Raw genomic sequence first — 13810 nt, 5'->3', positions numbered from 1 at the left:
TAATATCTGTGCATGGCAGACGGTGGAGCGGTGAGAGCGGTGGAAGCGGGTACGTCGGCGCACTTCTGGGAGCCCGGGAGTCAGATCCTGTGGCGCTACCGGGAGAACGCGGGCGCGCACTTCCACATCGCCCGCCCCGTCACGGTCGTACGCGACGACGAGGACCTGCTCGCCGTGTGGCTGGCACCGGGCACCGAGTGTGTACGGCCGGTGCTGGCCGACGGCACGCCGGTGCATGCCGAGCCGCTGGAGTCCCGTTACACCAAGCCGCGTTCGGTCCAGCGGGACCGCTGGTTCGGCACCGGGGTGCTGAAGCTGGCACGGCCGGGGCTGCCGTGGTCGGTGTGGCTGTTCTGGGAGCCGGGCTGGCGGTTCAAGAACTGGTACGTGAACCTGGAGGAGCCGCTGGCACGTTGGGCCGGGGGCGTGGATTCCGAGGACCACTTCCTGGACATCACCGTCGACCCGGACCACAGCTGGCAGTGGCGCGACGAGGACGAGTTCGCGCAGGCCCAGCGGGACGGGCTGATGGGCCCCGACCTGGCCGAACAGGTCAGATCGGCCGGGCGCTCCGCGCTGGAGGTGATCCGCGCCTGGGGCCCGCCGTTCTCGGACGGCTGGCCCGACTGGCGGCCCGATCCGTCCTGGACTGTCCCGCTCCTTCCGGAAGACTGGGACCGCACGCCCGCGCACTTGTCCTCATGAGACCCTTGATGCGCCCCCGGGCTGCAAACGTAGGATCGTCCTCCGCAAGAGCGCGCAGCGGCAACTTCCGGAGCGGGCACTGGGCTTGACCGATCGTCACCGAGGGGCGGCAGGACGTGAGCGTGGGGTACGAGGGCAACACCGGTACGGGCCGCGGAAGGTTGACCAAAAACGCAGGAACAGCCCCTGACCACGCGGGAATTTCGTTCCTGGGACACGCATTCCGGGTACTGGGATTTCGGCGGGACCAACTGCGCGTACGGCGTGCAGCCCCGGACGGACGGATTCGACACGCGTGACGGAGCACCCGACCTCCTTCGAACGCCCCCAGCCGGGCGTCGACCCCACGGACCCCCGCGGGGCGCTCCTGCGTTCCCCGGCGCCACCGCCCGCCCAGGGCGTCGAGGCGCCGACCGCTTTACCGGTCCAGGCTCGCTCCGGTGATCCCACGCCGGAGGCGGCACCCGTCGTCCAGAGCAGCAACAGCACGTCCGGGAGGACCGGCAAACACAAGGACATGGGCATGAACCCGGCCGGTACCGGCCCCGAGCACTCCCAGCCGGCCGCCGCGGAGCCGGACACGCACCGGCCACGGCCCGTCCCCGAGGGGGTCCCGGCCCAACCGGGCGGTGCGGACGAGCGGCTGCCCCTGAGCAGCGACGAGCGCCGTACCGGGCAGGGACTGCCTCCGGGCCGGCCCACGCCCATGCGGCGCGACGGGGACCGGCTGCGCTTCGTGGGCGCGGCCACCCGCCGGATCGCCCGCGGCATCGACCTGGACGAGATCGTGATGGGCCTGTGCCGGGCGACCGTGCCGACCTTCTCGGACGCGATCCTCGTGTATCTGCGCGACCCGCTGCCCGTCGGCGACGAGCGGCCCACCGGCCCCCTCGTGCTCAGGCTGCGGCGCAGCGACCGCATCCCGCAGCAGGAGCGGGACCTGGAGGACGGCATCCTGCCGGTGCCGGTGCCGGAGAACCCGACCGAGCTGGACGCGCTCGGCACCGAACTGTGCGAGGTGCAGCCCGGCAGCGCGCTCGCCGAGGTGCTGCGCGGGGTGCGCCCGGTCTTCACGGACACGCCCGCTGCCCACGCCGCGCTGCCGGAACTGCTCGGCGAGGGAGGCGAGTTCGCCGTGCCCTCGGGCCGCCGTGCGATCCTCGCCCCGCTGCGCGGCCGACGCCGGGTCATCGGCGCCGCCCTGTTCCTGCGCCGCCCCGACCGCATCCCCTTCGACCCGGACGACCTGCTCGTGGCCGCCCAGCTCGCCACGCACAGCGCGCTGGGCATCGACAAGGCGGTCCTCTACGGCCGTGAGGCGTACATCGCCGACGAGCTCCAGCGCACCATGCTGCCCGAGACGCTGCCCCGGCCGACCGGCGTACGGCTGGCCTCGCGCTATCTGCCGGCCGCCGAGACGGCCCGGGTGGGCGGTGACTGGTACGACGCGATCCCGCTGCCCGGCAGCCGGGTCGCGCTGGTCGTGGGTGACGTGATGGGGCACTCCATGACGTCCGCGGCGATCATGGGCCAGCTGCGGACCACGGCCCAGACGCTGGCCGGGCTCGACCTGCCCCCGCAGGAGGTGCTGCACCACCTCGACGAGCAGGCCCAGCGGCTCGGTACGGACCGCATGGCGACCTGCCTCTACGCGGTCTACGACCCGGTCTCGCACCGGATCACCATCGCCAACGCCGGCCATCCGCCGCCGGTGCTGCTGCACCTGGGCGGGCGGGCCGAGGTGCTGCGGGTACCGCCGGGCGCGCCGATCGGTGTCGGGGGCGTGGACTTCGAGGCCGTGGAACTGGACGCGCCGGCCGGGGCGACGCTGCTGCTATACACCGACGGGCTCGTCGAGTCCCGCCTGCGGGACGTGTGGACCGGGATAGAGCAGCTGCGCGAGAAGCTCGCCGCGACCGCGCAGTTGACCGGGCCGGATCATCCCCCGCCGCTGGAGGCGCTCTGCGACGAGGTGCTCGACATGCTCGGGCCGGGCGACCGGGACGACGACATCGCGCTGCTCGCGGCCCGCTTCGACGGGATCGCGCCCAGCGATGTGGCGTACTGGTTCCTGGAGCCGGAGGACGCGGCACCGGGCCGTGCGCGACGGCTCGCGCGACGGGCGCTGTCCCGTTGGGGCATGGAGGATCTGACCGACTCCGTCGAGCTGCTGGTGAGCGAGGTCGTCACCAACGCCGTGCGGTACGCGACCCGGCCGGTGACGCTTCGGCTGCTGCGGACCGATGTGCTGCGCTGCGAGGTCGGGGACGACGTGCCGCAACTGCCGCGCCTCAGGCAGGCTCGGGCCACCGACGAGGGCGGGCGCGGGCTCTACCTCGTGAACCGGCTGGCCCGGCGGTGGGGCGCCACTCGGCTGAGCACCGGCAAGGTGGTGTGGTTCGAGCTCAACAGGGGCTAGGAAACGAGAGGGGGCGCCCGGTGGTCACCGGGCGCCCCCTCTTTTCGTTACTGGTCGCCGTTCGGGTCGAACGGGTTCAACGGTGAGGTCGATGTCTCGACCGGAGTGCTCTGCTCACCGGTCGGCGCGCTCTGCGAGGGCGTCTCCGACGGGGTTTCGGACGGAGTCTCCGAAGGCGTCTCCGAGGGAGTCTCGGACGGGGTCTCCGAAGGCGTCTCCGAAGGAGTTTCCGACGGGGTCACCGAGGGCTTCGGTGTCCACGTCGGCTGGACCGCGGCACCCTGGTCGGTCTCCAGCTCGAACTTGGTGTTCTTGCCCGCGACGCCGAAGGTGTACGCCGCCCAGATCTCCGCCGGAAAGCCACCGCCGTTGACGCGGTCGAGGCCGGCCGTGTTGTACAGCTTGCTCTGCCCGTGGGTCTTGTAGTCCTCACCGAACAGGCCGACCGAGGTGACCAGGTCCGGGGTGTAGCCGGTGAACCAGGCCGACTTGTTGTCGTCGGAGGTACCCGTCTTGCCGGCGACCTTTCGGCCGTCACGGGCCGGGTTCTGCTGGACGGACTTCTTGGCCGTACCGTCGTCGACCACACCGGTCAGCACCGAGGTCACCGTGTCGGCGGCCTCCCGGCTGATGACCTGCTCGCCGATCGGGTCGGGCATCTGGAACTCGGTGCCCCCCTGCTCCGCCGACTTGATGATGCTCGGCGTGACCTGCTTGCCGTGGTTGTCGAGGGTGGCGTACACACCGGCCATCTGGATCGGGCTCGCGCCCATGGTGCCCAGGGTGTAGGCGGGCAGCGGCCTCAGCTTGCCGGTGTCCATGCCGAGCTTGGTGGCCGTCGCCAGCACCTTGTCCATGCCGACGTCCACGCCCATCTGCGCGAAGACGGAGTTGATGGACTTGTCCATCGCCGTCTGCACGGTGACCTTGCCGTAGTTCGTGTCGTCCTCGTTCTCGGGACCGAAGCCGACCTTGTTGCCGTTGCTGTCCACGACCTGACGCTTGCTGGTGCCGTCGTAGACCGTGTTGGCGCCGATCGCCTTGCCGTCCTGCGTCTCGGAGGCGTTCTCCAGGGCGGCGGCGAGGATGACCGGCTTGAAGGTCGAGGCGGGCTGGTAGTCGGTGCGGTTGGCGTTGCTGATGTAGTGCTTGGTGTAGTCCGTGCCGCCGTACAGGGCGACGATCTTCCCCGTCTTGGGGTCGACGGAGGCGGCGCCGGCCTGGACGTTCTTGTCGACGGTCCGCTTCTTCGGGTCCAGCTGGCTGGTCAGCTGGGTCTTGACCGCCTTCTCCAGCTGGGCCTGCTTCTTCTTGTCGATGTTCAGGGTGATGGTCCACCCCGAGTTCTCGACCCGGGCCTCCGCCTCGTCCTGGGTGATGCCTTCCTTGGCCACCAGCTGCTTCTCGAGCTGCTGTTTGGCGAGCTTGATGAAGTAGCCCTTCTGCCCCTCCATGCCCGGGGCGGCCTTGGGCTCCTTGGGCACCGGGAACTTCATCTCAGCGCGCTTCGTCTTGTCCAGCCAGCCCTGCTGGACCATGTTGTCCAGGACGTAGTTCCAGCGGGCCGTCACCAGTTCCTTGCCGGTCTTGCTGGCGACCGCCCAGTCGTACTGGCTCGGGGCCTGGAGCAGCGCGGCGAGATAGGCGCCCTGCTCGACGCTGAGCTTGCTGGCGTCGACGCGGTAGTAGTCCTGGGCGGCGGCCTGGATGCCGTAGGCGCCGCGGCCGTAGTAGCTGGTGTTGATGTAGCCGGCGAGGATGTCGTCCTTGGGCGTCTCGCGGTCCACCTTCAGCGAGATGACCAGTTCCTTCAGCTTGCGCGTGACGGTCTGGTCCTGGTCGAGGTAGTAGTTCTTGACGTACTGCTGGGTGATCGTGGAGCCACCCTGTTTGCCCTTGCCGGACAGAGTGTTGAACAGCCCACGGGCGATGCCCTTGAAGTCGACTCCCGCATCCGTGTAGAACGTCTTGTTCTCCGCGGCCACGAAGGTGCGCTGCACCGGCTTGGGCACCTCGGCGAGGTCGACGATCTCGCGGTTGGTGTCGCCCTCACGGGCCATGACCGAGCCGTTGCTGTACTTGTAGATGTTGCTCTGTTCCTGAGCTTTCGCGTTGCCCTTGGGCACGTCGATCATCATGTACAGCACGATGAAGGCGCCGATGCCGAGCAGGCAGAAGCCGAGGAAGGTGCCGAGGACCTTCTTCCAGGTGAAGAGCCGCCGTATGCCGCTCTTACCGTTCTTCGCGCCCTTCTTACCTCGCGCGGCGGCCTTGCGCGCCGCGGCCCTGCCGCCGGTCGCGAGGCCCTCGCTCGGCGTCCCGGACGAGCGCGTGGGCGGCGCCGCGCGGCGGCCACCGCGCTGACGTGCTCTTCTCTCTTCCGCTCGTCCCATGGGTCGACTCGCTCCGCTTCCTCATCGGCGGCCACACAGGTTCGTGGCACAGGTCAGCTCAGAAAGCTAACACCGGTCCATATGTCACAGGGCATTCGATCCGGCCCTGGGAGGGCGTGAGAATCAGCACCCGCCTCCTCGGAACCAGACCTCCGAGAGGGCTTCAAGGTTGCCGGGACGGGGTAAAGTGATATCACTTAGCTAAGCTGAAGCTAGCTCCAATGACGGGGGAACTCCATGTCCGCGCAAGACTCCGAACCCATCGCCGACGCACCCGACATGCCCGCCCCGCGCGTGCGGGAGTTCGCCGCGCACAGCATCGGCGGCGCGCTCGCGCTGCTGCTGGGCCTGGTCGGGCTGCTGCTCGCCGTCTTCCTGTTCGCCGCGAGCGGGGAGAGCCCCGGGTTCGCGGTCGGCGGGGTCCTCGTCCTGATCGTGGCGCTCATATCGCTGCGCGGCCTGAACACCGTCGCGCCGGGCGAGGCCCGGGTCGTGCAGCTCTTCGGGCGCTACAAGGGCACGATCCGCCAGGACGGCCTGCGCTGGGTGAACCCCTTCACCTCCCGCACGAAGGTCTCCACCCGGGTCCGCAACCACGAGACCGCGGTCCTCAAGGTCAACGACGCCTACGGCAACCCGATCGAGCTGGCCGCGGTCGTGGTGTGGAAGGTCGAGGACACCGCGCAGGCCACCTTCGAGGTGGACAACTTCGTGAAGTTCGTCGCCACACAGACGGAGACGGCGGTACGGCACATCGCCATCGAGTACCCGTACGACGCGCACGAGGAGGACGGGCTCTCACTGCGGGGCAACGCCGACGAAATCACCCAGAAGCTCGCCACCGAGCTGCACGCGCGCGTGGAGTCGGCCGGAGTGCAGATCATCGAGTCCCGCTTCACCCACCTCGCCTACGCACCGGAGATCGCCTCGGCCATGCTCCAGCGGCAGCAGGCCGGCGCGGTGGTCGCGGCCCGGCGGCAGATCGTGGAGGGCGCGGTCGGCATGGTCGAGGAGGCGCTCGCCCGGATCACCGAGCGGGACATCGTGGAGCTGGACGAGGAGCGCAAGGCGGCGATGGTGTCCAACCTGATGGTGGTGCTGTGCGGCGACCGGGCCCCGCAGCCGGTCCTGAACACCGGGACGCTCTACCAGTGACGGCACCTTCCGCGGGGGACTCCCCCGAGCGGCGGCCTCAGCAGCGCAAGCAGGTGCTGCTGAGGCTGGACCCGTTGGTGTACGAGGCACTGGCGCGGTGGGCCGGGGACGAGCTGCGGTCGGCCAACGCGCAGATCGAGTTCCTGCTGCGCAGGGCCCTGAAGGAGGCCGGCCGGCTGCCCGGCGACACCGGGCCGCTGCCGCGCCGGGGACGACCGCCCAAGGACGCCGGGGACGCCCGGGACTCGTAGGGCGGCGTAGCAGAACCGTGACAATCGGCCCTCACCTGCGGCTGCTCACCCCCGGAGATCCACCTACACACTCCGCGTATACATAGTGGGTATACACCGCATGTACAGTCGTCTCCATGTCCATCGGTCACACCCTCCTAGGGCTCCTGGAGTCCGGGCCCCGCCACGGCTACGACCTCAAGCGGGCCTTCGACGAGAAGTTCGGTCACGACCGGCCGCTGCACTACGGCCAGGTCTACTCGACGATGTCGCGGCTGCTGAAGAACGGGCTCGTCGAAGTCGACGGGATCGAGCCCGGCGGCGGTCCCGAGCGCAAGCGATACGCCATCACGGACGCCGGGATCACCGACGTACAGCGGTGGCTCGCGACGCCCGAGAAGCCCGAGCCGTACCTGCAGTCCACGCTGTACACCAAGGTCGTCCTCGCGCTGCTCACGCACCGGGACGCCGGCGACATCCTGGACAACCAGCGCTCCGAGCATCTGCGGATGATGCGCATCCTCACCGACCGCAAGCGCAAGGGCGACCTCGCCGACCAGCTGATCTGCGACCACGCCCTGTTCCATCTGGAAGCCGACCTGCGCTGGCTGGAGCTGACCGCCGCGCGTCTCGACAAGCTCGCGGAGGTGGTGGTCAAGTGACCCCGGCCGGTTCCCTTCTCGTCGCCGACGATCTACGCAAGGCCTACGGGGCGACGCTCGCGCTCGACGGCGCCCAGTTCTCCATCCACCCCGGCGAGGTCGTCGCCGTCATGGGCCCCTCCGGGTCCGGCAAGTCGACCCTGCTGCACTGTCTCGCCGGGATCGTCACGCCCGACTCGGGCTCTATCACGTACAACGGCCGTGAGATGGCCACGATGAACGACGCCGAGCGCAGCGCCCTGCGCCGCTCCGAGTTCGGCTTCGTCTTCCAGTTCGGTCAGCTCGTCCCCGAGCTGACCTGCGTGGAGAACGTGGCGCTTCCGCTCAGGCTGAACGGCACCTCCCGCAAGGAGGCCGAGAGGACGGCCCTGGGCTGGATGGAGCGCCTGGAGGTCGACGATCTCCGCAAGAAGCGGCCCGGTGAGGTCTCCGGCGGTCAGGGGCAGCGCGTGGCCGTGGCCCGGTCCCTGGTGACCGGCCCGCGTGTGCTGTTCGCCGACGAGCCGACCGGTGCCCTCGACTCCCTCAACGGCGAGCGGGTCATGGAGCTGCTCACCGAGGCCGCCCGGTCCACCAACGCGGCCGTCGTCCTCGTCACGCACGAGGCACGGGTGGCCGCCTACTCCGACCGCGAGATCGTCGTACGGGACGGGAAGTCCCGGGACATGGAGCGGGTCGTATGAATCTGGGGCAGTGGTCCAGGGACCTCGGCATGGGGGTCAAGTTCGCCTTCGCGGGCGGACGTGAGGGGTGGGTCCGGGCGCTGCTGACCGCGGTCGGGGTCGGGCTGGGGGTGGCGCTGCTGCTGCTGACCACGGCCCTGCCGAGCGCGCTCGCGGTACGGCACGAGCGGGGTGACGCCCGCGCGGACATCACCTACGGCGAGCCGACCGTGAAGAAGGGCGACAACACCCTGCTGTCGGCGAGCGTGTCGACCACCTTCCGGGACACGGAGGTCCGCGGCCGGGAGGTGGAGCCCGAGGGCCCGCGCGCTCCGCTGCCGCCGGGGGTCGGCACGTTCCCGGCGACCGGCGAGATGGTCGTCTCCCCCGCGCTGAAGAGCCTGCTGGAGTCGGACGACGGCCAGCTACTGCGGGAGCGGCTGCCGGAACGGATCGTCGGCACGATCGGCGAGAGCGGGCTGATCGGCTCGCATGAACTCGCCTTCTACCGGGGCGCCGAGGGGCTCGCCGCCCAGGTCGACGGCGCTCGGGTCACCCGGATCGACCACTACGGGAACCCCAACCCGACCGACTCGGACTCCGACCCGGTGCTGGTGCTGCTGGTCCTGGTCGTCTTCGTGGTGCTGCTGATGCCGGTCGCCGTGTTCATCACCGCGGCCGTCCGCTTCGGCGGCGAGCGGCGCGACCGGCGGCTCGCGGCCCTGCGGCTGGTGGGCGCCGACGGCCGCTCGACCCGGCGGATCGCCGCCGGCGAGGCGCTCGCGGGCGCGGTCCTCGGACTCGTCCTCGGCACCGTGTTCTTCCTGATCGGCCGTGAAGTGGCGGGCTCCGTCGAGGTGTTCGGGCAGAGCGTGTTCCCGAGCTATCTCAACCCCTCGCCGCTGCTGGCCCTGCTGGTCGCGGTCGCGGTGCCCGCGGCGGCCGTGCTGGTGACGCTGCTCGCCCTGCGGGGCGTGGTGATCGAGCCGCTCGGCGTGGTGCGTACGGCGAAGCCCTCGCGGCGCCGGCTGTGGTGGCGGCTGCTGGTGCCGCTGGCCGGACTCGCAATGCTCTACCCGATGGTCGGACAGGGCCGCGACGGCGGTGACTTCAACCAGTACCTCGTCACCGGCGGCGTCATCCTGCTGCTGGTCGGCGTGACCGCGCTGCTGCCGTGGATCGTCGAGGCGGTCGTTGCCCGGCTGGGCGCGGGCGCGGTGTCCTGGCAACTGGCCGTGCGCAGGCTCCAGTTGAGCAGCGGTACGGCGGCCAGGATGGTCAACGGCATCGCGGTCGCGGTGGCCGGGGCGATCGCTCTGCAGATGCTCTTCGCGGGTACCGACAGCGCCTACTCGAAGGACACCGGCTTGGACGTCTCGCGGGCGCAGATGCAGGTGCAGGTCCCGCAAGGGGGCAGGCTCGCCGACGCCGCGAAGGCACTCGCCGCGACCAAGGGCGTCGAGAAGGCGTACGCCTTCGAGGAGGGGTACGTGGCCGACGGGCCCGGCGACGAGGCTCGCTGGACCCGGGCGACCGTCGCCGACTGCGCGACCCTGCGCCAGGTGGCCGCGCTACCCTCCTGCCGCGAGGGCGACACCTTCGTCGTGCACGGAGGGGACTCGCAGGGCGAGGAGGGGGCCGCACCCGTCAAGGCCGGGCGCAAGCTCTACTTCGAGACCTCCGACGACCCGGAGAGGACCAAGCTGGTCGCGTGGACCGTACCGAAGGGCATCAAGCAGGCCCGGTCCGTCGCGGACCCCACGGGCTACAAGCGCGGGGGCGTCCTGCTCACCCCGAGCGCACTGGGCTCGACGACCGTACCGGGCGTGCGCGGACAGGTCTACGTCCGGCTCGACGAGTCGCTGCCGGACGCGCGGGAGTACGTGCGCAACACGGCGGTGCGCATCAACCCCCTCGAAGAGCCGATGACCTGGGTGTCCGTCGAGCGCAACGACCGCTACGAGTCCATCCGCACCGGCCTGTTCGTGGGCGCCGCCTGTGTCCTCGCGCTGATCGGCGCGAGCCTGCTGGTCTCCCAGCTGGAGCAGTTGCGTGAGCGCAGAAAGCTGCTGTCGGCGCTGGTCGCCTTCGGCACCCGGCGGCGCACCCTGAGCCTGTCGGTGCTGTGGCAGACGGCGATCCCGATCTCGCTCGGGCTGCTGCTGGCCTCGGTGGTGGGGCTGACGCTGGGCGCGGTCCTGCTGAGGATGACGGGCACCGCGGTCCGGGTGGACTGGCCGAGTGTGCTGTCGATGACCGGCGTGGGCGCCGGGGTCGTTCTCGTGGTGACGCTGCTGAGCCTGCCGCCGCTGCTGAGGCTGATGCGGCCGGACGGGCTGCGGACGGAGTAGCCGCCCGCAGCCGGGCGTCCGCTCAGAGGCTGTACTCCTTCACCACCCGCCGGACCTGGGCGAACAGCATGCCGACGTTGACCGACTTGCGGCACACCACGACGGCCACGACGTCCTGCTGTTCGACCAGCCGCACAAACAGGTGCGTGAGGTTCTCGCTGTTGACCAGGATCTCCTGGAAGAAGTGGTTGTCGCTGGCGATCCCCCGACGCTCCTTGAAGACGTCCTCGATCATCACGACCGTACGGCCCTGGAACAGGTCGAGCGTCGCACCCGCCAGGAGGTCCAGGACCTCCGGCGGGTGGTTCTCGACGGTCTCGTACGACAGCAGCATGCCGGTGGACATGTCGACCACGCCGGAGGCGACGCAGTCGGGGGCGTCGGTACGAAGGGACTTGACCAGGCCCATCACCTGGTCGGAGAAACCTGTGGCCATGCGCTTCGTCGCCATCCCTTCAGACTCCTTCTGGTGCTTTCTGGGGCGCCTTGTCGGTGAGGATCGAGCCGATCCGGTTCAGGGTCGGCTGGGTCGCCCGGTGCAGGTGGTCCACGTCCATGCCCTCGTCGCCGAGCACGACCATCAGGGCCGTCTCACCGACGGCGTAGAAGGCGGCGCAGCCGTGGCTGCCGTACGTCACCGTGCGGCGCAGGGTGCCCCGGGCGGTGGCCCCGGCGGTGCGCCGGGCGACGCCGAGGCCGGCCGCGGCGAGCGCGGCGAGCCCTTCCGGGTCGATCGAGTCGGCGGTGTCCGCGGCGATGAGCAGCCCGTCGGCGGCGGCCACCGCGGTGTCCGTGATTCCGGTGACCTGTTCGCGCAGACCGCGCATCTCGAGCGCCAGCGCTTTGTGATCCATGGAGTCAACTCCCCTGATTCTGTTCGTGTCTGATCGGCTTTTTCATGTGGGTGTTCCATTTCGGAGTCGGAAGAAGCTGCCGGGTTTTCGGCGGGGCAGATCGGTTCTCGCCGAGGACGGGGGCTGCTCCGCGGGTGTGGGCCTGCGGGGGCGGAGTTCTTCGCCGTCGGGGAGGGAGCGGACCGCGACCGGCGCGGACGGTCCCGCACACACCAGGAGCCCTTCGTCGAGCATGCGCGCCACCTCGACCGACACGGTGTAGACACCGCGCCCGACCCGGAAGGCGAGGTCGCGGGCCGTGCTGCGGCCGTCGGCGTGCGTGAGCAGCTCGCGTTGCAGGGACCCGGATCCGCTGTCCTTGCCCGAGCGCACCGGACGTTCCCGCTCGGGGTGCACGGGGTGCGGCAGCGTGGCGAGGGCGGTGAGTCTGCGGAGCGCGTCCTGGAGCAGCCGCAGGGGCGGCTCACCCATCGGGACCTGCGCGAACGGTTCCACGGTGGCTCGGCGTTCGCACTCCTGCACCTGGCCCGCGGCCATCGCGAACGCGGCGTCGTGCAGGGCCAGCGCGCACACCACCCGCAGCTGCGCGGCCCCCGCGTAGCCGTGCGCGATGAGCGCGGTGGCCGGCCAGCGCGAGCCGCCGGACTCCCGCACCAGCTCGGCCCACTGCTCGCCGCTGACCCGCCCCGAGCGCAGCAGCAGCGCCTCGGGGCCCGGGGCACCGGGCGACTCGACGGCGACCACCCGGCCGTCCCCGAAGTGGAAGGTGCCGCCGGGCACGCCGGTGATCCGCAGCTCTCCGGTGAAGCCGTCACGGCCGCACGCGGCCAGGGCCTGTGCCAGGTGTTCGTGGCCCGACATCACACCCCCCGCCGTCTCGCACATACGCCTGACGCGTAGCGCTGAGGAGGGAAGGTGTATCAGTGTCGGCGCATATTCCGGGGGCGGGTTTCCTACCTGCCGTCAGTTGACGGAAGTTGAGCCTGCGGGCTGCTCAAAACACTGTGTTCGGCGCTCAATTGACCGAATCCGAGACAGGTTTTTCAGGGTCCGGAGGCTCTTCTTCCGGACTCTCCCCGGCCGTGACGACCTCGTCCTCGATCTCGTCCTCGGGTGGCGCCGCCTGTTCCTCGGCGTAGGCCTTGAGATAGCTCACCACCGTGTTCGTCACCGCCACCAGCGGTACGGCCACCACCGCGCCGCCGATGCCGGCCACCATGCCGCCGGTGGCGACCGTGAGGACGACCGCGAGCGGGTGGACGCGCACCGCGCGGCCGAGGATGAACGGCTGGAGGATGTGGCCCTCGATCTGCTGGACGGCGAGGACCACCGCGAGGGTCATCACCGCGGTGAACACGCCCTGCGTGACCAGCGCGACGAGAACCGCCAGCGCGCCGGAGGCGACCGCGCCCACCAGCGGGATGAAGGAGAACAGGAAGATGAAGACGGCCAGCGGGACGGCCATGGGGACATCGAGGAAGTAGATGCCGATGCCGATGAAGACGGCGTCGATGAGGGCGACCAGGACCGTGCCGCGGACGTAGGCGGTCAGGGTGCGCCAGGCGCGCGGTCCCGCGCCGGCCACGGCGGGACGGGCGGCGGCGGGGACCAGCTTCAGCGTCCACTGCCAGATGCGCCGGCCGTCGTAGAGCAGGAAGAGGGTGGAGAAGAAGGTCAGCAGGATGCCGGTGAGGGCCTCCACGACGACCTGGACGCCCTCCAGGCCCGCCGAGGTGATCTGGTCGGTGTTGGCGCCGACCGCGTCCCGCAGGTTCTTGGCGATCTGGTTGATCTGCTTGTCGGTGACGTGGAAGGGGCTCTTCAGGAGCCAGTTGCGCAGGTCGTCGATACCGCTCTGGATCTGGTCGGAGAGGTCGTCGATGTTCTCCATGACCTGCCAGGTCACGAACCAGCCCATCAGGCCTATCACGACGAAGCCCAGGATCGCGGTGAGAGCCGTGGCGGGGCCGCGCGGGACGCCGTGCCGCATGAGGCGGGCCACGGTCGGCTGAAGCAGCGCGGTGATGAGCAGGGCGACGACGAAGGCGAAGACGACGAGCTGTACGGAGCTGATGATCCGCATCAGCACCCAGACGGTGCCCGCGAGGACCAGGAGCCGCCAGCCGGCCTCGGCGGCGACCCGTACGCCCCACGGCACGGCCTGCGCCGGGTCGGGGCGGGGTACCAGCACGACGGGCGGGCGGGAGGCCGTACCGGCCGGCGTCTTCGGCCCGCGCTTGCGCTCGGGCGCCTCGGCCGAGTCGGCCTCGGCCTCCTCGCGGGCCACCTCCGCGCGGCGCTCGTCCAACCGCTCTCCCACATCGGTCAGCCGGGCACCGAGCCGGCCGATCCACCCTGGCACTCGCGACATGATCCGTC

At 70.4% G+C, this 13810-nt stretch carries 12 protein-coding genes; 7 read left to right on the top strand and 5 right to left on the bottom strand.

Features of this window, described 5'->3' with window-relative positions; genetic code table 11:
* The first annotated feature begins 12 nt into the window (after window positions 1-12).
* On the top strand, window positions 13-705 hold the full coding sequence (locus tag ABZT93_RS03195; protein ID WP_356098014.1) for a DUF402 domain-containing protein: 693 nt from the start codon (window positions 13-15) through the stop codon (window positions 703-705).
* A 295-nt stretch (window positions 706-1000) separates the two neighbouring features.
* Entirely contained in the window at window positions 1001-3124 is a 2124-nt protein-coding gene (locus ABZT93_RS03190) for a SpoIIE family protein phosphatase (protein WP_356098011.1), read from the top strand.
* A gap of 47 nt (window positions 3125-3171) precedes the next feature.
* Here the strand turns inward: ABZT93_RS03190 and ABZT93_RS03185 are convergent, their stop codons facing one another.
* Window positions 3172-5517, bottom strand: a complete 2346-nt coding sequence (locus ABZT93_RS03185) for a transglycosylase domain-containing protein (protein WP_356098008.1) — start codon at window positions 5515-5517, stop codon at window positions 3172-3174.
* Window positions 5518-5754: 237 nt separating this feature from the next.
* Here ABZT93_RS03185 and ABZT93_RS03180 point away from each other — a divergent pair, with 237 nt between their 5' ends.
* The 5 genes from ABZT93_RS03180 (at window position 5755) to ABZT93_RS03160 (ending at window position 10577) form a co-directional block, all read left to right on the top strand.
* Window positions 5755-6672, top strand: a complete 918-nt coding sequence (locus ABZT93_RS03180; RefSeq protein ID WP_356098005.1) for an SPFH domain-containing protein — start codon at window positions 5755-5757, stop codon at window positions 6670-6672.
* Window positions 6669-6923 (top strand): hypothetical protein, encoded by a 255-nt coding sequence (locus tag ABZT93_RS03175; protein ID WP_356098002.1) that lies wholly within the window; start codon window positions 6669-6671, stop codon window positions 6921-6923. The genes ABZT93_RS03180 and ABZT93_RS03175 overlap by 4 nt, the downstream gene beginning before the upstream one ends.
* 116 nt (window positions 6924-7039) lie before the next feature.
* The gene (locus ABZT93_RS03170; RefSeq protein ID WP_037719948.1) at window positions 7040-7564 is read left to right on the top strand and encodes a PadR family transcriptional regulator; all 525 of its coding nucleotides are present in this window, start codon (window positions 7040-7042) and stop codon (window positions 7562-7564) included.
* On the top strand, window positions 7561-8247 hold the full coding sequence (locus tag ABZT93_RS03165) for an ABC transporter ATP-binding protein (RefSeq protein WP_356097999.1): 687 nt from the start codon (window positions 7561-7563) through the stop codon (window positions 8245-8247). Before ABZT93_RS03170 ends, ABZT93_RS03165 begins: the two co-directional genes overlap by 4 nt.
* A complete protein-coding gene (locus ABZT93_RS03160; protein ID WP_356097996.1) occupies window positions 8244-10577 on the top strand; it encodes an FtsX-like permease family protein in 2334 nt (777 codons plus the stop codon). The genes ABZT93_RS03165 and ABZT93_RS03160 overlap by 4 nt, the downstream gene beginning before the upstream one ends.
* A 22-nt stretch (window positions 10578-10599) precedes the next feature.
* On the opposite strand, the gene ABZT93_RS03155 is transcribed toward ABZT93_RS03160, so the two are convergent.
* The 4 genes from ABZT93_RS03155 to ABZT93_RS03140 all read right to left on the bottom strand — a co-directional run bounded on the left by ABZT93_RS03155 (window position 10600) and on the right by ABZT93_RS03140 (window position 13802).
* Window positions 10600-11028, bottom strand: coding sequence for a hypothetical protein (locus tag ABZT93_RS03155; protein WP_355743634.1), 429 nt, complete (start codon window positions 11026-11028; stop codon window positions 10600-10602).
* 4 nt (window positions 11029-11032) lie between these two features.
* Window positions 11033-11431, bottom strand: coding sequence for a roadblock/LC7 domain-containing protein (locus ABZT93_RS03150; RefSeq protein WP_356097993.1), 399 nt, complete (start codon window positions 11429-11431; stop codon window positions 11033-11035).
* Between the two features lie 42 nt (window positions 11432-11473).
* Window positions 11474-12292 (bottom strand): MarR family transcriptional regulator, encoded by an 819-nt coding sequence (locus ABZT93_RS03145; RefSeq protein WP_356097990.1) that lies wholly within the window; start codon window positions 12290-12292, stop codon window positions 11474-11476.
* A gap of 154 nt (window positions 12293-12446) precedes the next feature.
* Window positions 12447-13802: an AI-2E family transporter gene (locus ABZT93_RS03140; protein WP_356097987.1), complete on the bottom strand. Its 1356-nt coding sequence runs from the start codon at window positions 13800-13802 to the stop codon at window positions 12447-12449.
* Between the last annotated feature and the right edge of the window lie 8 nt (window positions 13803-13810).

Origin of the sequence: Streptomyces sp. NPDC005303, from assembly GCF_040607335.1 — a bacterium.
In the GTDB taxonomy this organism is placed as follows: Bacteria; Actinomycetota; Actinomycetes; order Streptomycetales; family Streptomycetaceae; genus Streptomyces.
The sequence above is the reverse complement of the archived record's forward strand: the minus strand, read 5'-3'. Positions and strand labels throughout refer to the sequence as shown.